Source organism: Nocardia neocaledoniensis (assembly GCF_029868625.1).
Taxonomy (GTDB): domain Bacteria; phylum Actinomycetota; class Actinomycetes; order Mycobacteriales; family Mycobacteriaceae; genus Nocardia; species Nocardia neocaledoniensis_A.
In genome coordinates this window covers 18,242-36,404 of sequence record NZ_JARWOJ010000120.1, presented here as the reverse complement: position 1 = coordinate 36,404, position 18,163 = coordinate 18,242, and the positions used below count along the sequence as shown (strand labels likewise).

Below are 18,163 nucleotides of genomic sequence, written 5' to 3'. Positions count from 1 at the left end.
TCTCCGGGCCGAGCGAGCCCCCAAAACTCTTGTGCTCACTAGCAAGTCGCAATCTTCGATCCTGCGGTACTATCGCCGTCGGGGGAGCGCGAGATGTCCGATCGTCTGCTTAGTATGTCGCAGGCGCCGGCAGCTTCGGCTGCCTCACCTACGCCATACACGACATCTCCAGGGGATGAACTTGATCGAATCGACAACGCACGCCGCCCCCCGGAGCCGCTTCGCGCGTCGCTCCGGCATCACGTCGATCGTGGCGGCCGCCGCGCTCGCCGCGGCCCTCGTCACCGGCTGCTCCTCGTCCGAGGACACGCCCGCCGCGCCGCCGACCGGCGAACTGCCCGACGGCGCGCAGATCGTGAAGGAGTCGGCGAAGACCACGCAGACCCTGCGCACCGTCCACCTGAACATCGACGTGAAGAACCTGCCGAACCTCCCCGTGGAGACGGTCTCGGCCGACGTCACCAACGAGACCCAGGGCTCCGGCGCCGCGATGGGTGAGGCGAAGGTCAAGCTCACCCCGGAGTCGGAGTTCACCGAGGCGAAGTTCCTCGTGGTGGACAAGGTCCTCTACACCCAGACCGCGGGCCGCTACGTGCCCGCCGGCCCGGCCGAGAAGGTCTACGATCCGGGCGTCATCCTGGACAAGGACAAGGGCATCGCCAACGTGATCGCCAACGTCCAGAACCCGAAGACCGAGGGCCGTGAGGTCATCGACGGCATCAACACCGTCAAGGTCACCGGCACCATCGATGCCGCCGTGATCGATCCCATCGTGCCGCGCGTAGGGGAGAACGCGGGGACCATGCCGATCACCCTGTGGATCCAGGACACCGCGCCGCCGGCCTCCGACTCCACCAAGCCGTCGGACGCGCCGTCCACCGGTGACGGCCCGAACCTCGTTCAGGCCGTGGTGAAGAAGGACCAGGGCGAGGTCACCGTCGGCCTGTCCAACTGGGCCAAGCCGGTCAACATCGTCAAACCGGCCGGCTGATCCGAGCCGTTTTCCGGACCCACCATCACCGGTCCGGGGTCAGCGAAGCCTGGCACGCAGTGTCGGCCGCGGCCCCGGACCGGTGTGTCGTGTGGGTGTCGCTGGTGGGGACCGGAACTCCGTAGCGACGGCCGCCCCGGCAATAAGAGAATGTTCAGCGAGATGCAAGGCGCCACAAGGACTATACGTGTCGGGACGCAGGTCGGCAGGCAGCACGCATCGAACGCCGATCGACACGGAGGAAGAACGCATGACGATCGATGATCGACCTGATGAACAGGAGCGCGAGCTCCCGCCACCGCCCGGCCCTGGGGGTCGGCCTCCCGTCAACAACGTATGGGTCTATAACGGCAGAGCCTACGACCTGAGTGAGTGGATCTCCAAGCATCCGGGCGGTGAATTCTTCATCGGCCGAACGAAAAACCGCGATATCACCTCGATCATCGGTTCCTACCACCGCGATCCGGAAAGAATCGCGCGCATGATCGAGCGTTACAGCCTCGATCGCGCCGCCACGCCCGAGGACATCCACCCCAAGAACAACGCGCCGGACTTCCTGTTCAAGGAAGGCTTCAACAGCTGGGACGACACCCCGAAGTACGCGTTCGACGACAAGAACGACCTGCTGCACAAGATCAAGGCCCGGATCAAGGAGCCCGAACTGGCGGCGCGGCTGAAGCGGATGGACCGCGCGTTCGACATCGTCGTCGCGTTCCTGATCTTCGCCTACTTCGCGGTCCAGGGCCTGCGGCTGTGGGACACCAGCTGGATGCCGTTGCCGGTCTTCGTGATCGCGATGGTGCTGCTGCGCAGTTCGCTGGCAGGCTTCGGCCACTACGCGATCCACCGGGCGCAGAAGGGGCTCAACAAGTACGCGGTGAACGCGTTCGACATGAACTATGTGGCACTGTCTTTCGTCACCGCCGACGGGCATGCCCTGCTGCACCACCCGCACACCCAGAGTGAAGTCGACATCAAGAAGAACGTCTTCACGATGATGATGCAGGTGCCACGCCTGTACCGGGTGCCGGTGCACACCGTGCACAAGTTCGGACATCTGTTGACCGGCATGATCATTCGGCTGCTCGACGTCTGCCGCCTGACTCGCAAGGTCGGCATCAAGGACATGTACGGCACCTGGCGCGGCGCGCTCCCGCACTTCATCGGCTCCTTCGGTGTCCGTTTCCTGCTGGTCGCGGAGTTCATCGCGTTCGCCGTGGCGGGCGATTTCTGGGCCTGGGCACTGCAATTCGTGATCACGCTGTGGATCAGCACCTTCATGGTGGTGGCCAGCCACGACTTCGAGGTGCCGACCGAGGAACTGCACACCGAGACCGAGGACTGGGCGGTCAACCAGCTGGAACAGGCCTACGACCTGACGGTGGTCGGCAACAAGTACGTCGACTGCTTCCTCTCCGCCGGCCTGAGCTCGCATCGGGTGCACCACGTGCTGCCCTTCCAGCGCAGCGGTTTCGCCAATATCGCCACCGAGGACGTGGTGCGCGAGGAATCGGCGAAGTTCGGCGTGGAATGGCTGCCCGCGAAGAGCTTCTTCGGTGATCGTTTCCCCAAGCTGTGCCGAACCTACCTGCTCGCGCCGTCGCGCGAGGCGGAGGAGAACCGGTGGGGACTCGTGCGCGAACACTGCGCACCCACAGCGCTGAAGACCTGTGTCACCTACACGGTGCAGGGCTTCACCGGCATCGGAACCGTCTGACCCCGATTCCGTGGCCGTCTCCATCTGTTTCGAAAGGACTTGTGCCCGTGTCTGTTTCCATTGACCTGCGCTCACCGGCCGACGTCGAGCGCGGGCACGATCGGCTCCCGCCCGCGCCGCCGACCACCGTCGCTGTCATCGAGTCGGTCGCCACCGGATCACCCGAACGGGTGGTCGAGCAGGCGGTGAACGCCGGCCGGGTGGCCGAGCTGTTCACCGATCCCGCCCAGCGGCAGCGGATTCCGCGGATCTACCAGAAGACCCGGATCGACACCAGGCACCTGGCCGTCGACCCGCTGGAGCCCGAGTTCCTCGCCTTCAGCCGCCGTCCCGGCACCATCAGGGAGCGGATGAACCTGTTCTTCGCGCACGCGGTGCCCCTGGCCGTCGACGTGGCCCGGCGCGCCGTGGCCGGTCTGGTCGACCCCGCCGGGGAGATCGGGCAGCTGATCTTCGTCACCAGCACGGGCTTCATCGCCCCCGGCGTCGATGTCGCGGTGGTCAAGCAGCTGGGGCTGTCGCCGACGGTCGGCCGCATGGTCATCAACTTCATGGGGTGCGCCGCGGCGATGAACGGGGTACGCGCCGCCGCCGACTACGTGCGGGCCAACCCGGACAAGAAGGCGATGGTGCTGTGCATCGAGGTCAGCTCCGTGAACGCGGTCTTCGACGACGACGTCAACGACGTGATCACGCACAGCCTCTTCGGTGACGGCTGCGGGGCGGTGGTGATCGGCGCCAACCAGGTGCACCAGCCGCTGGCGGCGGGCAGCGTGGTGATCCGCGACAGCTTCAGCCACCTGTTCGACGACGCGGAGGACGGCATCGTGCTCGGCGTGCGGGACTCCGGCATCACCTGCGAGCTGGCCACCACCCTGCCCGACTACATCTACCGCGGCGTCGACCCGGTGGTGTCGGAAGTGCTCGCGCGCAACGGCTTGACCAAGAGCGATATCGAGTTGTGGGCGATCCACCCCGGTGGTCCCCGCATCATCGAGGAGTCGGCGCGCTCCCTCGGCATCGCGGCCGAGCTGGCGGCGCCGAGTTGGGACGTGCTCGCCGAGCACGGCAACATGCTGAGTGTGTCGCTGATCTTCGTGCTGGAGCGGATGATCCGCGACGCACGGACGGCGGCGCCGATCTCCACCGGCGTGGCGTTCTCGTTCGCGCCCGGTGTCACCCTCGAGGGCATCGTGTTCGATGTCATCCGCGGCTGAGAGCCACCGCCATGCATCTGCTCCGATTTCTCGCCGCGCTCTCGCCGGGTCGCATCGCCGCCGTGGTGGCCGCGGGTCTGATCTGCGGTGTGGCCAACACCTACCTGGTGACGCTGATCAACGCGGTGGTCTCGCCGAAACCGCAACCCGATCAGCTGTTGCTGCGCTTCGGACTCACCGGCCTGGTGATCCTGGTCAGCGGGGTGGCCTCGCAGGTACTGCTGATCCGGTTGTCGCAGGACGCGATCTACCGGCTGCGCAGTGACCTGTCCGCCGGCATCGTCTCGGCGCCGCTGGAACATCTGGAACGGCTCGGCATGCATCGCCTGATGGCGACGCTCACCGAGGACGTGCGCTCGCTGTCGCAGGCGGTGACCGCGATTCCGTCGATCTGTGTCGACGTGGCGACCATCGTCGGCTGCTTCGTGTTCCTGTTCCTGGTCTCGGGACCGATCTTCGCGGTGACGGTGGCAGGCACGCTCATCGGCATCGCGTGCGTGGAGATGGTGCTCAAGCGGGTGCGCGGGATCTACCGCGAGGCCCGCGAGAACGAGGACGCGCTGCTGCGTTCGTTCCAGGCCGTCACTCTCGGCATCAAGGAACTGAAGCTGCACCGCGGCCGTCGCCGGGACTTCATGGATCGGCACCTGCTCGGTTCCGCGGGCACGCTGCGCGACCAGAACACCGACGCCGGGTCGAAGTTCTCCTACGCCCAGGGTTTCGGTCAGGCACTGCAGTTGGCGACGATGGCCCTGATCCTGTTCGTGGTGGCGGCGGCATTGGACGTGCCACGCGACACCATGGTCGGGTACGTCCTGGTCACCACCTTCCTGGCGATGCCGATGCAGAACTTCATGCATCGCATCCCGGATCTGCTGCGCGGTGATGTGGCGCTGGCCAAGATCCGCGCGATGAACCTGTCGATGGCGACGCTGCACAACGAGGAGCAGCTCCCGTATGCCGAGCGTCCAGCGGTAGGGGAGGCCAAGCTGGAACTGAGCAACGTGAGCTACGTGTACCGCTCCGAGGCGCCGTCACCGGTGCCGCCGCCGCCCGGTGCGCCGCCGGCGGGACCGCCGGCACGAGGTGGGCATCCGCCGCGTCCCGGTCGCCCGCCGCACCAGGGCAACGGCGCGCATCCGCACCCCGCGCATCCCGGTGCGCATCCGGGTGGGGCGCAGCCCGGCGGCCCGCAGCCGGATGTCAACGGCAAGAACTGGATCGACCACGGCGGCACCGATGTGCGACCGCTGGCGCCACCACCCGGACCCGGCGAAGCCGAGGACTCCGGTTTCCGGCTCGGTCCGATCGACCTGGTCTTCGAACCGGGTCAGATCACGTTCATCGTCGGTGGCAACGGCAGCGGCAAGTCGACGCTGGCCAAGCTCATCACGGGTCTGTACGTGCCCCGCTCGGGGTCGTTGTCGCTCAACGGGGAGAGGATCGACCACGACAACATCGAGTGGTACCGGCAGAATTCGTCGGCGGTGTTCACCGATTTCCATCTGTTCGAGGACTACCTGGGCTTCGACCGCCCCGGAATCGATGCCGACGTGCAGCGATACCTCGAGGAGTTGCAGATCGCGCACAAGGTGACCGTGCGCGACGGGCGCCTGTCGACCGTGGATCTGTCCCAGGGCCAGCGCAAACGCCTGGCCCTGCTGACCGCCCTGCTCGAAGACCGCCAGATCTATGTCTTCGACGAGTGGGCCGCCGATCAGGAGCCACGTTTCCGCGAGGTCTTCTATCGCGAGATCCTCACCGATCTCAAGCGGCGCGGTAAGACGGTCATCGTGATCACCCACGACGATCGCTACTTCGATTGCGCCGACCAGTTGGTGAAGCTCGATTTCGGTCTCGTCGCGGTGTGATCCGCACCAGATGAACGCCGGTTCGGTCCTCGTGGCCGGGCCGGCGTTCGCCGTCTCAGGCGCTCTCGCGCTGGGCCTCGATGAGCCGGGTCATCGGGGGCCGGTCGGTCAGGCTCACCTCGGAAGGCGTTCGCCGCCAACCGGTCTCGCCCGGCTGATACTGGACCAGGCCCATGCCGGAATCGCGGATGCCGAGCCGGTCCAGCAGGGTCGCCACGACCTGCCTGCTCATCACCGCCAGTTCGTGCGTCGTCCGGTGGCGGTGCACCCTGGTGCCCAGGTCGACCTGCGCGATCGCCGACAGTCCGTGGCGTTGCCAGCAGTCGATGAGGATGCCGATCTCCGCGCCGTAGCCGCTGGCGAAGGAGAGGTCGGCGAGAAGCGTTCGGGTGGCGGCGTATTCGCCGCCCAGCGGCTGCACGATCTCGGCCAGCGCGGGCGCGAGGGCGGTGAGCAGGGGGCGCGCCACGAGTTGGGACACCCGCCCGCCGCCGTCGGCATCGATACCGGCGCCGTTGGTGATCGGTCGCCGGTAGAAGCCCTTCACCAGGGCCAGTGCCGGGTCCTCGAGCAGGGGCGTGAGGAGCATGGGGACGAACCGGGGGTCGGGGGAGACCAGGTCGGCGTCGAGGAACACGATCAGGTCACCGGTGCACACCGCCAGCGAGCGCCACAGCGCCTCGCCCTTGCCGGGACGCGTCGGGACGCCGGGCAGCGCTTCCTCCCTGGTGTAGACCGCGGCGCCGGCGGCCCGGGCCCGCGCGATGGTGCGGTCGGTCGAGCCCGCGTCCAGCACCACCAGTTCGTCGACCAGCCCGCCCAGCCACGGGCGCACGGCGGCGACCACCCCGGCGACGGTGTCCTCGTCGTCGAGCGCGGGCACCACCACCGAGACCCGGCGACCCAGCTTGCGGTCGATCAGCTCACGGACGTCCATGCCGACCAGTGAACGACACCGGACCCGCGGCCGCCACCCGGATCGCCAATTCCTGTGATCAGAGCCAACGGCGCTTCGGCCCCGCTATTCGGGTGGACAGGCGATGCTCGTGCACGGGACCGCTCGATGACGCACGATGGGTGTGCCGCTCGTTCCGGTGACGATCGGCGGGGGACTCGACGATCGGTGGAGGTAGCGGCATGACGGGCAGCGCGATGGCGATCGAGGTCGTCAAGGGATCCAAGACCGATCTGGCCGACGGCCGGTACACGGTGCGCCTCGATGCCGACGCTCCGGCGGGAGCGGTGGACGTCTCGGCCGTCCTGGTGACCGCCGACGGACGGGTGCGCTCGGACGCCGACTTCGTGTTCTTCAACAACCCGGCCGCGCCGGGGGTCCGGCTGGAGTCGGACGCGGTGGTCTCGGTCGATCTCGCGGCCGTGCCCGCCGATATCCACCGCGTCGTGATCGCAGGCAGCACCGAGGCGCAGGGGCTGCGGTTCGGTGAGGTCACCGGCGTGCGGGTGGTGGTCGCCGGTGGCGGGCAGACGCTGAGTTTCATTCCGCCCGGGCTGGATTCGGAGACGGTGCTGCAGGCGGTGGCGCTGTATCGACGGGGTGCGGGGTGGCGGCTCGACGCGATCGGGCAGGGTTACAGCGCCGGGCTCGCGGCCTTCGCCACCGAGCACGGCATCGAGGTGGACAGCGACCCGGCCGACGAGGTGTCCCCGGCTCCCGCCGCACCACCGCAACCGCGCCCGGCGCCGCCCGCGCCCGCCGTCGATCTGCGCAAGGTCGACGTCGTCCTCACGAAGGACTCACCGAACCAGCGCGCCAGTATCGACCTGCGCAAAGGCGATCCGGGCTACGTCCTGACCGTCGGCCTCGAATGGGACGGCCGCGGCGCGAAATACGACGACGCCGGGCGGGTCACCCAGTTCGGCAAGGGCGATCTGGACGTGTACTTCTTCTGCCGCAACGAGATCACCGGCGACTACGTCGTGATCAGCGGTGAGAAGGGACACCAGGGTGACCTCGCGGTCTGGCCGTTCATCCACCACCAGGGCGACAGCCGCGGACCCGGCGCGAACAACCGGCCCGCGACCGAACAGGTGATCGTGCGTCCCGTGGAGAACGGCGACCTGCTGCTCAACGTCTACCAGTCCGTCGACAACGGCGCGGGCGCCATCGATACCTTCGGCCGTCCCCGCGTGCGGGTCCGCTACGGCCGCCCCGGACCCGACGGCCTGCCGGGCGCCGATGCCGACCAGATCACCGTCGTCATCGGCAACGGCAAGAATTCGTTCTGGGCCACGGTCGCCCACATCGACGTCAGGGACGGCATCCTCACCGTCGACGGCACCACCCGCTACAGCCGGGCCTTCAGCGAACGCATGCCGGTCCTCGACACCGCGGGCGCCTGGGTGCGTTCGGCGAAGAAGGGCCCGGTCGGTCGCAGCAAGAGCAGTCACGGCCTCGGGCTGAGTCACTACGCGGGCCGCTGTCCCGATCCGCGCTGAGTGCCGAGGAGTTCGGTGCGCCGCTCGGCGACGGTGGCGCGCAGTTCCTCGACGACGGCGGCCACCTCGGGGCGGCGCAGGGTTTCCGCGCGGGCGACGAGCCAGTAGGTGAGCTGGACGCGGACGCGGTCGCCGAGTACGCGCACCAGGTCGTCGTGGCGGTCGGCCATGAAACACGGCAGCAGGCCGATGCCCGCGCTTGCGCGGGTGGCCTCCACGTGCACGAAGACATTGGTCGACGAGACGGATTGGCGCATCGCGGGGGCGAAGCTGGTGGCCAGGTCCAGGTCGTCGACCTGCAGCATCGACTCGACGAAGTAGACGAGCGGATGGTGGCGTAGGTCGTCGATGCCCGCCGGGGTGCCGTACTCGGCGAGGTAGCTCCGGGCGGCGTAGAGGCCGAGGCTGTAGTCGCCGAGGCGGATCGCCTCGGCGCGATGGACCTGCGGTTTGCCGACGACCACCTCGAGGTCGAGGCCGCTGCGCTGGGTCGAGGCCCGCCGGGTGGTCGCGACGATCTCCACCTGCACGCGGGGGTGCCGTCGTTGCACGCGCGCGGCGGCGGGGGCGGCGAGATAGGCGCTGAATCCGTCGGTCGCCGAAAGGCGCACCACGCCTGCGAGTTCCGGCTCGCCGCCCGGGGTGCCGAGTGAACGCACGGCGGCCTCGACGGTCTCGGCGGCCGCCAACGCCGACCGCCCAAGGTCGGTGAGCTCCCAGCCGCCGGTGACGCGCGTGAGCACCCGCCCGCCGACAGCCCGTTCCAGCGCCGCGATCCGCCGGGAGATCGTGGTGTGGTTGATCCCCAGCTCCTCCGCAGCCGTCACATACCGGCCCGATCGGCCCACGGCGAGGAGAACCAGCAGGTCATCGGCGCTGGGCCGGCGTCCGGCGTCCGGCGAGGTAGCGCTCATTTCTGCATCTTCGCAGATACGCGGTGCGAACTTGGCCATTGCGACCGAATCCGATCTGCACGAATACTCTCCCCATTGCTAGTGGGCCACATCACATTCGCTTCGTGTAGTGGCCTCGATCACCAAGGAGTAGTGATGAGCGTCCGCAATGCGACCGAGCGGCCCGGCGACGATCCCGGCGGGGCACCGAGTGGACTGCGCCGGGTGGTGGCCGCCTCGATGGCGGGCACCGTCGTCGAATGGTACGAATTCTTCCTCTACGGCACCGCGGCGACGCTGGTGTTCAGCAAGGTGTTCTTCGCCGAGGACACCAGTGATCTCGACGCGATCCTGGCCGCCTTCGTCACCTACGCGGTCGGCTTCGCGGCCCGCCCGCTCGGCGGCATCGTCTTCGGCTATTTCGGCGACCGCTACGGCCGCAAGAAGCTGCTCCAGCTGAGTCTGGTACTGGTGGGCGGCGCGACCTTCCTGATGGGCTGTCTGCCCACCTTCACCCAGATCGGCTACTGGGCGCCGGCCATGCTCGTGACCCTGCGCTTCATCCAGGGCTTCGCGATCGGCGGCGAATGGGGCGGCGCGATCCTGCTGGTCGCCGAGCACAGCCCGAGCCGCAGCCGCGCGTTCTGGTCGAGCTGGCCGCAGGCGGGTGTGCCCGCGGGCAACCTGCTCGCGACGGTCGTGCTGTTGGTGCTTACCTCCACGCTCTCGGACGCGGCGTTCCTGAGCTGGGGCTGGCGCGTGGCGTTCTGGCTGTCGGCGGTGGTGGTCCTGGTCGGCTACTACGTGCGCACCAAGGTGACCGACGCGCCGATCTTCGTCGAGGCGCAGAAGCAGAGGGAACAGGCCAAGGCAGGCTCGTTCAGCGTGTTCGAGGTGCTGCGCCGCTACCCGCGCGGGGTGTTCACCGCGATGGGGCTGCGCTTCGGCGAGAACATCATGTACTACCTGGTCGTCACCTTCTCCATCACCTACCTGAAGGTGCACGTGGAGGCGAACACCACCACCATCCTGTGGTGGCTGCTGGCCGCGCACGCCGTGCACATGGGCGTGATCCCGCTGGCCGGACACCTCGGTGACCGGTTCGGCCGTCGGCCGGTGTATCTGGCGGGTGCGCTGGCGGCCGCCACCTGGGGCTTCTTCGCCTTCCCGATGATGGACACCGCCAACAGCGCGCTGATCCTGGCGGCGATCATCGTCGGCCTGGTCTTCCACGGCCTGATGTACGCCGGTCAGCCCGCGATCATGGCGGAGATGTTCCCGACCCGGATGCGGTATTCCGGTGTGTCCCTGGGCTATCAGGTCACCTCGATCGTGGCGGGGTCGCTCGCCCCGATCATCGCGGTGAAGCTGCTCGACACCTACGGTTCCTCGGTCCCGATCGCGGTGTATCTGGCGGTGGCGGCGGCGGTCACCGTGGTCGCGGTGCTCTGTGCCGAGGAGACCAAGGGCATCGACCTGGAGACCCTCGACGCCGACGACGCCGCGCAGTCGGCGCCCGCGGGCGCGCCCGCGACGGCCGAGGTCGTGACGGCATGACCGACCTGATCGGACGCAGGGCGCTGGTCACCGGCGCGGCCGGCGGAATCGGCGCCGCGTGTGCCCGCGAGCTGGCCGCGCGCGGCGCGGAGGTGACCGTCGCCGACATCGACGAGGTCGGCGCGAAATCCGTGGCGGCCGAGATCGGCGGCAACGCCTGGGCGGTGGACCTGCTCGAGGTCGACGCGCTGGCCGAACTCACGCTGTCGGTGGACATCCTGGTCAACAATGCCGGCGTGCAGTCGGTGAGCCCGATCGAGGAGTTCTCGCCGGAGCGGTTCCGGCTCATGCAGACGCTGATGGTGGAGGCGCCGTTCCTGCTGATCCGCGCTGCCCTGCCGCACATGTACGCCCGCGGATTCGGCCGGATCGTGAACGTCTCGTCGGTGCACGGACTGCGCGCGTCCGCGTACAAGGTGGCCTACGTGACCGCCAAGCACGCGCTCGAAGGGCTGTCGAAGGTGACGGCGCTCGAGGGCGGCCCGCACGGTGTCACCAGCAACTGCGTGAATCCCGGCTATGTGCGAACACCGCTGGTGGACAAGCAGATCGCCGATCAGGCGACCGCGCACGGCATCCCCGAACAGGAAGTGGTGGAGAAGGTGCTGCTCACCGAGAGCGTGATCAAACGGCTGATCGAACCCGCCGAGGTCGCGGCGCTGGTCGGCTGGCTGGCGGCCGACCAGGCGGGCATGGTCACCGGCGCCTCCTATGTCATGGACGGGGGGTGGAGCGCCCGATGACCGGCGCGACCGTGGCGCCGCAGTGGATGCCCGCCACCGAGGACATCGCGCGGGCACGCATCACCGACTTCGCGCGGTTCGTCACCGAGCGGCACGCGGTCGCGCTGCCGGACTACCGCGCGCTGTGGCAATGGTCCGTCGACGACCTGGCCGGGTTCTGGGGTGCGGTCTGGGACTATTTCGCGCTGGGGGAGCGCCCACCGGTGGTCCTCGCCCGGACCGAGATGCCGGGAGCGTCCTGGTTTCCCGGTGCCCGGCTCAACTACGTGGAGCGGGTGCTCACCCAGGCCAGGACGGACCGCCCCGCGATCGTGTCGATCGAGGAGGACGGCGCGGTCACCGCACTGTCCTGGGACGAGATGCTGGGCCGGGCAGCCGGATTCGCGCGCACCCTGCGCGCGACCGGGGTCGGGCCCGGCGACCGGGTCGCCGGCTACCTGCCGAACATCGCCGAGGCGGTGATCGCCTTCCTGGCGACCGCGAGCCTGGGCGCGATCTGGAGCGCGTGCGGCCAGGACTACACGGCCGCGGCCGCGCTGGACCGGTTGGGCCAGCTCGACCCCATGGTCCTGGTGACCGCCGACGGCTACCTGTTCGGCGGCAAACGGCACTCCTGCCTCGCGGAGATCGAGGCGCTGCGCGACGCGCTACCGGGCCTGCGGGCGACCGTCGTGGGCGCCCGGCTCGGCGGCGTGGTCGAGGGCGCGCTCGACTGGGCGGAGGCGAGCGCACCGACCCCGGAACCGTGGGTGCCCGAGCCGGTCGCCTTCGATCATCCGCTGTGGGTGCTGTACTCGTCGGGGACCACCGGCCTGCCGAAAGGCATCGTGCACGGGCACGGCGGTGTTCTGCTGGAACACCTCAAAGCCCTCGCGCTGCAGACCGACCTCGGCGCCGAGGACACCTTCTTCTGGTACACCAGCCCGAGCTGGATGATGTGGAACTACCAGGTCGCCGGGCTGCTGGTGGGCGCGACCATCGTCTGCTACCCGGGCAGCCCGGCGGCGCCGGCACCGGATGCGCTGTGGGACATCGCGGCTCGCCTCCACGTGACGGTTCTCGGCACCAGTCCCGGCTACGTCCAGGCCTGCGCGAAGGCCGACACGATGCCGGGCCGCGACCACGACCTGTCGGCCCTGCGCCTGATCGGCGTCACCGGTTCCGCGTTTCCCGCCGCGTCCTCGGAGTGGCTGCGCGACGCCGTCGGCGCGCACATCCCGGTGGCTTCGATCAGTGGCGGCACCGATGTGGTGTCGGCCTTCGCCGGTGGCGCGCCCACGGTCCCGGTCTGGCCCGGGGAGCTGTCCGCACCGTATCTCGGTGTCGCGCTGGCGGCCTGGGACGACGCGGGTGAGCCGGTCCGGGACGCGGTCGGGGAACTCGTCGTCACCGCGCCGATGCCGTCCATGCCGGTCGGGTTCTGGCGCGATCACGACGGATCCCGGTACCGCGCGGCCTATTTCGCGGACCACCCCGGCGTCTGGCGGCACGGCGACTGGATCACCGTCACCGCACGCGGCAGCGTCGTGGTGCACGGGCGCTCCGACTCCACCCTCAACCGGCACGGCATCCGGATGGGCAGCGCCGACATCTACCAGGCCGTCGACCCGCTACCGGAGATCACCGACTCCCTGGTGATCGGCGCCGAACAGCCCGACGGCGGCTACTGGATGCCGCTGTTCGTCGTCCTGGCCCCCGGCGTCGAACTGACCGAGGAGTTGCGCGCGCACCTGTGCGCCACGATCCGCACCCGCACCTCGCCGCGCCACGTGCCCGACGAGATCATCGCGGCACCGGGGGTTCCGCGCACCCGCACCGGTAAGAAACTCGAGGTCCCGATCAAGAAGGTGCTGCAGGGCGCCGACCCCGGCAGCGTCGTCGATCCGAGCGCCGTCGACGACCCGGACCTGCTGTCCTGGTACGCCCGCTTCGCTCGGCGGTGAGCCGGAGCGGGGCGGCCGAGCACCGCGGCGGCCGATCTTGGTACAGTCCGGCCAGCCGTGGTGTTCGGGAAATCGGTGCGAAACCGGTGCGGCCCTCGCCACTGTGATCGGGAGCGACGAATCGTTCCGGACGACACCGTCGTCCGGAGCCACTGGGGCACGTGTGCCCTGGGAAGGTGGATCCGTCGCGTCAATCCCGTCAGCCAGGAGACCGGCCACGGCCACGAAGTACCCATTCCACGAGGACCTGGAAGGCCGGCACCTTGACTCCGTCTGTTCTCGCGCGCCTACGCGGCGTCGCGCTGATCGCCTGCGCGATCGTCATCACCGGGTGCGCGGCGCCACCCGTTCCGGAAGCGAACGGCGCGAACGCCGTCACCCGCGCCAACTGCGGGATCGAGGTGACCGTCCCCGCACCGCCGCAGCGGATCTACGCCGCGTACCAGCCCTCCATCGAGATCGCGCACGCGCTCGGCGTCACCGACCGGCTCGTCGGCACGGCGTTCCTCGACGCCGCGGTCCTGCCGGAATACCAGGAGGCGCAGGCGAAGTCGGCCTACACGGAGAAGCTGCCGAGCCGTGACGAACTGCTCGCCGAGAACCCGGATTTCGTGCTGTCGGGCTTCAACGGGGTGTTCGCGAAGTCGGCCCAGCAGAGCGTCGGCACCCGAGCGAGCCTGCACGAGCTGGGTGTTCGCACGTGGGTGCTGAGCCCGCTGTGCCCGAGCGCCGACGGCCTGGCCGACGAGGCGATCGACCCGAAGACCGTGCGCTTCGAGAACGTCTACGCCGACCTGCGTGACCTCGGCGCGCTCTGGGGCGTGGCCGACCGCGCCGACGACGTGGTCGCCCAGCTGGGCGCGCGGATCGACGCGGTGCGCGCGAAGGTGGGCACCGCACCACGCCCGCGCGTCGCGGTGGTCACGCCCAAGGACGACGGGTCCTTCCAGGTGGCGGGCGGACTCGACTTCATCACCCAGATCATCGACGCGGCGGGCGGGACCAACGCCTTCGCCGACCTCACCGCCCGCCGCAATGTGGCCATCGGCGCGGAAGAACTCATCGCCCGCGATCCCGACATCATCCTGACCAGCCAGTGCTGCAAGGCGACCTACACCCGCGCCGACGCCCGACCCCAGGTCGACAAGCTCGTCGGGAACCCGGCCTTCGCGAATCTGACTGCCGTCCGGTCGGGAAGAGTGCACCCGTTCCTGTTCGCCGACCGGGCCGCCGGCGTCCGGATCGCGCACGCCACCGAGCTGGTCGCCGAGCTGATCCACCCCGACCTGTTCGGCCGGTGACGCCCGCCGTTCGCGGCACCGGCCTGCTCGCGGCCGGTGTCGCGCTGGCCGTGGCCTGTGCGGCCTCGATCCTGATCGGCGCGCACGCCCTGTCCCCGGACCAGGCGATCGCGGCGTTCACCGAGTTCACCGGGTCCGACAGTGATCGGATCGTGCGCTACATCCGGCTGCCGCGCACCGTCGCCGGTGTCCTCGCCGGGCTGGCGTTCGCGCTGGCAGGCGCGATCATGCAGGGGCTGACCCGCAATCCGCTCGCCGGTCCCGGACTGCTCGGGATCAACGCGGGCGCCTCGCTGGCCATCGTGCTCGCCATGGGTGGGCTCGGCGTGGCCTCGGCGACCGGCTATGTGTGGTTCGCCTTTCTCGGTGCCGCGGTCGCCGCCGTCTTCGTGTACACGCTGGGTTCCCTCGGCTTCGGCGGGGCGACACCGGTGAAGCTGGCACTGGCCGGAGCGGCGTTCGCCGCGCTGTGCGGGGCGATCACCACCGCCATCACGCTGCTGGACCGGACGACGTTCGAGAACTTCCGCTTCTGGGTGGTCGGGTCGCTGGCCCGCGCCGATGCCGAATCCGTGTGGGGCGTCGCCCCGTTCATCGTGGCGGGCGCGGTGCTGGCCGTCTCGGTGGCGCGGTCGCTGAACGCGATCGCGATGGGCGAGGACATGGCGCGCACGCTCGGGACGCGGCTGGTCGCGGTGCGGGCCGTCGGCGCCGCCGGTGTCGTCCTGCTGGCCGGTGGCGCGGTGGCGATCGCCGGACCCATCGCCTTCGTCGGTCTGGTGGTTCCGCACCTCGCGCGATTCTTCGCGGGACAGGACTATCGGTGGGTGCTGGTGTGGTCGGCGGTGCTCGGCCCCACCCTGCTGCTGTTCGCCGACATCCTGGGCCGGGTCGTCGCCCGGCCGATGGAGATCCAGGTCGGCATCGTCACCGCGTTCGCGGGCGCGCCGTTCTTCCTCTATCTGGTGCGCAATCGGCGGGTGGCCACGCTGTGACCGATACTCACCCCCGGGTGTTGCCCAGCGGCACCCTCCTGATCCGCTCGCCCGGTCGTCGCGTCGTGCTCCGGGTACAGCGGCGATCGGTGGTGCTGACGGTGCTGCTCGCCGCGGTCGCGATCGCCGTGGCGGGCTACTCGCTCACCGTCGGCCACTATCCGCTCGCGCCCGGCGATGTGCTGCGCGTGCTGACCGGTGGTGGCACGCGCATCGAATACGACGTGGTCGTCGCCGACCGGCTGCCCAGGGCACTGACCGCGCTGGGCGTCGGCGCCGCGTTCGCCCTCGCCGGGGCGATCCTGCAGCGGATCGCGACCAATCCACTGGTGAGCCCGGAGATCATCGGCATCAATGCCGGTGCCTCCCTGGGCGCCCTGGTGGTGAGTGTGCTGCTGGGCGGCTCCGGGGTGGCGCTGGTCGGCGGGGCCATGTCCGGGGCCGCCGTGGCCATGGCGCTGATCGTCGTGGTGGCGAGCAAGGACGGTCTCGACGGGTACCGCCTCGTCCTCGTCGGGATCGGGGTGACCGCGATGCTCACCGCGGCCACCTCGTACGTGCTGACGACAGCGAATGTCTACCAGGCGCACGCGGCCGCGCTGTGGCTCACCGGCAGCCTCGCCAATCGGGACTGGACGCACGTGGGATTCGCGGTGGCCGCGCTGGTGGTCGTCGTGCCGGCGCTGCTCGTGCTCGCCCGCGCGCTGCCGCTGCTCGAACTGGGTGACGAACTCGCCAATTCCCTCGCCGGACGGCGCGGTCCGCACCGCACCACGCTGGTCGCTCTCGCGGCGGTGGCCGCCGCCCTGGCGACGGCGGCGGCCGGGCCCATCGCGTTCATCGCACTGGTGGCGCCGCAGATCGTGCGGCGCCTGGTCGCCGAACGCGGCGCCGGACTCGCCCCCGCCGCCGCCACGGGCGCCCTGCTGGTGGTCACCGCCGACCTGGCCGCGCGGCGGCTGTTCCCCGCGGAGCTGCCCGTCGGCGTGGTGACCGCCCTGCTCGGCGCACCCGTCCTGCTGTATCTCCTCGCCCGCGCAACCCGGATCGGACACGCTGGATGACCGCTCATCTCACCACCGAGATACTCGACCTTGCCTACGGCGACACCACGATCGTCGCCGACGCCACCGTCGACTTCCCGGTCGGCGCGCTCACCGTGATCGTGGGCCGCAACGGCTGCGGCAAGTCGACGCTGCTGCGCGGTCTGGCCCGGCTGATCCCGCCGAGCGCGGGCGCGATCCTGCTCGACGGCGCCGATCTCACGACCATGCCGGCGCGGACGGTGGCGCGGCGCCTCGGGATGCTGCCCCAGCAGCCCGTCGCGCCCGACGGCATCACCGTCGGTGAACTCGTCGGTCGCGGCCGCCACCCGCATCAGCGCTGGTTCCGGCAGTGGTCGGCCGCCGACGAGGCCGCGGTCCGTGCCGCGCTGACCTCGACCGACACGCTCGATCTGGTCGACCGCACCGTCGACCAGCTCTCCGGCGGGCAGAAGCAGCGGGTCTGGCTCGCCCTGGCGATCGCCCAGGAACCGGAGGTGATGCTGCTCGACGAACCGACCACCTTCCTCGACCTGGCGCATCAGCTCGACATCCTCGACGTGCTGCGGAACCTGTTGCCGCGCACCATCATCGCCGTCCTGCACGACCTGAACCTGGCTGCCCGCTACGCCGACCACCTGGTCGCCGTGAAGGACGGCCGCGTGGTCGCCCAGGGCACGCCCGCCGAAATCGTGCGCCCCGACCTGGTCGCCGAGGTCTTCGGGGTCCCCTGCGCGGTGATCGAGGACCCGATGACCGGCACGCCCCTGGTGGTCCCGGCCGCCCGCTCGGTGCGTGCCGCATGACCCGCCGCCACGTTCTCGTCGCTCGCCCCACGCCGTCCGGCGTCGACGTACCCGCCGTCGCGGCGCTCGCCGAGGCGTGCGGCATCGGCTACGCCCTGCTCGACCAGGGCGAGCCGACGATCCACGACGCCCTCGACGTCGCCGCCGCGCACGACCTCCCGGTCACCCTGATCCCGCTGGCCGTCCCCCGCGACCGCTACCTGGAAACGTGGATCGCCCGTGCCGTCGCCAACTGGCGCGAGACCCGGAACCGCGATCTCGACATCCGCGTCACCGAAGCTCTGGACAGCACAACCGGATTCGCGGAACTTGTCCGTTCCCGCCTGGGCGAGGAGGGCACCCCCGTCACCGCGAGCCCGCGTGCCTTCCGCAGCCCGGCGTGGTCCCACATCCCCGACCACACCCAACACCTCCTGGTCTGCCGCGGCCCCCGCTGCACCGTCTACGGCGCCGCCGACCTCCACCGCACCCTGCGCCGCGACCATCCGGATGCCCTGATCACCGCCACCGGCTGCCTGACCCCCTGCAACCTCGGCCCGCTCTACATCAGCTACCCCGACGGAACCTGGCACACGAACGCCAATATGACTGCCGAGGAACCGTCGTCCGGGATTCGCTCCCGGTGAACG

Annotated in this window: 15 protein-coding genes and 1 riboswitch; of the genes, 13 read left to right on the top strand and 2 right to left on the bottom strand. The window is 69.7% G+C overall.

All coding sequences use genetic code 11. The features are described from left to right. The first annotated feature begins 175 nt into the window (after positions 1–175). The 4 genes from QH270_RS08535 (at position 176) to QH270_RS08520 (ending at position 5,796) form a co-directional block, all read left to right on the top strand. A complete protein-coding gene (locus QH270_RS08535) occupies positions 176–991 on the top strand; it encodes an LppX_LprAFG lipoprotein (RefSeq protein ID WP_280339983.1) in 816 nt (271 codons plus the stop codon). A 250-nt stretch (positions 992–1,241) separates the two neighbouring features. Then, entirely contained in the window at positions 1,242–2,708 is a 1,467-nt protein-coding gene (locus tag QH270_RS08530) for a fatty acid desaturase (RefSeq protein WP_280339982.1), read from the top strand. 47 nt (positions 2,709–2,755) lie between these two features. Continuing rightward, on the top strand, positions 2,756–3,925 hold the full coding sequence (locus QH270_RS08525) for a type III polyketide synthase (protein ID WP_280339981.1): 1,170 nt from the start codon (positions 2,756–2,758) through the stop codon (positions 3,923–3,925). An 11-nt stretch (positions 3,926–3,936) separates the two neighbouring features. Next, positions 3,937–5,796: an ATP-binding cassette domain-containing protein gene (locus tag QH270_RS08520; protein ID WP_280339980.1), complete on the top strand. Its 1,860-nt coding sequence runs from the start codon at positions 3,937–3,939 to the stop codon at positions 5,794–5,796. 55 nt (positions 5,797–5,851) lie between these two features. Here QH270_RS08520 and QH270_RS08515 read toward each other — a convergent pair whose 3' ends face one another. Beyond that, positions 5,852–6,733, bottom strand: coding sequence for a glucosyl-3-phosphoglycerate synthase (locus QH270_RS08515; protein ID WP_280339978.1), 882 nt, complete (start codon positions 6,731–6,733; stop codon positions 5,852–5,854). 200 nt (positions 6,734–6,933) lie between these two features. On the opposite strand from QH270_RS08515, the gene QH270_RS08510 reads away from it, so the two are divergent. Continuing rightward, positions 6,934–8,253 carry a TerD family protein gene (locus QH270_RS08510; RefSeq protein ID WP_280339977.1) on the top strand — a complete coding sequence of 440 codons (1,320 nt, stop codon included), beginning with the start codon at positions 6,934–6,936 and terminating at the stop codon, positions 8,251–8,253. Here QH270_RS08510 and QH270_RS08505 read toward each other — a convergent pair. Next, positions 8,223–9,206, bottom strand: a complete 984-nt coding sequence (locus tag QH270_RS08505; protein WP_432420320.1) for a LysR family transcriptional regulator — start codon at positions 9,204–9,206, stop codon at positions 8,223–8,225. The two genes, QH270_RS08510 and QH270_RS08505, sit on opposite strands and share 31 nt — an antisense overlap. Before the next feature lie 96 nt (positions 9,207–9,302). On the opposite strand from QH270_RS08505, the gene QH270_RS08500 reads away from it, so the two are divergent. The 8 genes from QH270_RS08500 to QH270_RS08465 all read left to right on the top strand — a co-directional run bounded on the left by QH270_RS08500 (position 9,303) and on the right by QH270_RS08465 (position 18,160). Next, positions 9,303–10,703, top strand: a complete 1,401-nt coding sequence (locus QH270_RS08500) for an MFS transporter (protein WP_280339974.1) — start codon at positions 9,303–9,305, stop codon at positions 10,701–10,703. Beyond that, positions 10,700–11,446: a 3-hydroxybutyrate dehydrogenase gene (locus QH270_RS08495; RefSeq protein WP_280339973.1), complete on the top strand. Its 747-nt coding sequence runs from the start codon at positions 10,700–10,702 to the stop codon at positions 11,444–11,446. The genes QH270_RS08500 and QH270_RS08495 overlap by 4 nt, the downstream gene beginning before the upstream one ends. Beyond that, complete coding sequence (locus tag QH270_RS08490) at positions 11,443–13,389, top strand: acetoacetate--CoA ligase (protein ID WP_280339972.1); 1,947 nt, start codon at positions 11,443–11,445, stop codon at positions 13,387–13,389. Before QH270_RS08495 ends, QH270_RS08490 begins: the two co-directional genes overlap by 4 nt. A gap of 41 nt (positions 13,390–13,430) precedes the next feature. Next, positions 13,431–13,623, top strand: a riboswitch (cobalamin riboswitch). A 29-nt stretch (positions 13,624–13,652) separates the two neighbouring features. After that, entirely contained in the window at positions 13,653–14,690 is a 1,038-nt protein-coding gene (locus tag QH270_RS08485) for an ABC transporter substrate-binding protein (RefSeq protein ID WP_280339971.1), read from the top strand. Further along, positions 14,687–15,685 (top strand): FecCD family ABC transporter permease, encoded by a 999-nt coding sequence (locus QH270_RS08480; protein WP_280339970.1) that lies wholly within the window; start codon positions 14,687–14,689, stop codon positions 15,683–15,685. The genes QH270_RS08485 and QH270_RS08480 overlap by 4 nt, the downstream gene beginning before the upstream one ends. Next, positions 15,682–16,749 carry a FecCD family ABC transporter permease gene (locus QH270_RS08475; protein WP_280339969.1) on the top strand — a complete coding sequence of 356 codons (1,068 nt, stop codon included), beginning with the start codon at positions 15,682–15,684 and terminating at the stop codon, positions 16,747–16,749. Before QH270_RS08480 ends, QH270_RS08475 begins: the two co-directional genes overlap by 4 nt. Continuing rightward, positions 16,746–17,534 (top strand): ABC transporter ATP-binding protein, encoded by a 789-nt coding sequence (locus QH270_RS08470; protein ID WP_280339968.1) that lies wholly within the window; start codon positions 16,746–16,748, stop codon positions 17,532–17,534. Before QH270_RS08475 ends, QH270_RS08470 begins: the two co-directional genes overlap by 4 nt. After that, positions 17,531–18,160 carry a (2Fe-2S) ferredoxin domain-containing protein gene (locus QH270_RS08465; RefSeq protein WP_280339967.1) on the top strand — a complete coding sequence of 210 codons (630 nt, stop codon included), beginning with the start codon at positions 17,531–17,533 and terminating at the stop codon, positions 18,158–18,160. Before QH270_RS08470 ends, QH270_RS08465 begins: the two co-directional genes overlap by 4 nt. Positions 18,161–18,163: the final 3 nt, after the last annotated feature.

Excerpts from the sequence above, each read along its gene's own strand:
- QH270_RS08535 (WP_280339983.1), top strand. The coding sequence starts at position 176 with ATGAACTTGATCGAATCGACAACGCACGCCGCCCCCCGGAGCCGCTTC.
- QH270_RS08490 (WP_280339972.1), top strand. The coding sequence starts at position 11,443 with ATGACCGGCGCGACCGTGGCGCCGCAGTGGATGCCCGCCACCGAGGAC.
- QH270_RS08465 (WP_280339967.1), top strand. The coding sequence starts at position 17,531 with ATGACCCGCCGCCACGTTCTCGTCGCTCGCCCCACGCCGTCCGGCGTC.
- QH270_RS08470 (WP_280339968.1), top strand. The coding sequence starts at position 16,746 with ATGACCGCTCATCTCACCACCGAGATACTCGACCTTGCCTACGGCGAC.
- QH270_RS08520 (WP_280339980.1), top strand. The coding sequence starts at position 3,937 with ATGCATCTGCTCCGATTTCTCGCCGCGCTCTCGCCGGGTCGCATCGCC.
- QH270_RS08515 (WP_280339978.1), bottom strand. The coding sequence starts at position 6,733 with ATGGACGTCCGTGAGCTGATCGACCGCAAGCTGGGTCGCCGGGTCTCG.
- QH270_RS08495 (WP_280339973.1), top strand. The coding sequence starts at position 10,700 with ATGACCGACCTGATCGGACGCAGGGCGCTGGTCACCGGCGCGGCCGGC.
- QH270_RS08530 (WP_280339982.1), top strand. The coding sequence starts at position 1,242 with ATGACGATCGATGATCGACCTGATGAACAGGAGCGCGAGCTCCCGCCA.
- QH270_RS08510 (WP_280339977.1), top strand. The coding sequence starts at position 6,934 with ATGACGGGCAGCGCGATGGCGATCGAGGTCGTCAAGGGATCCAAGACC.
- QH270_RS08500 (WP_280339974.1), top strand. The coding sequence starts at position 9,303 with ATGAGCGTCCGCAATGCGACCGAGCGGCCCGGCGACGATCCCGGCGGG.
- QH270_RS08505 (WP_432420320.1), bottom strand. The coding sequence starts at position 9,206 with ATGGCCAAGTTCGCACCGCGTATCTGCGAAGATGCAGAAATGAGCGCT.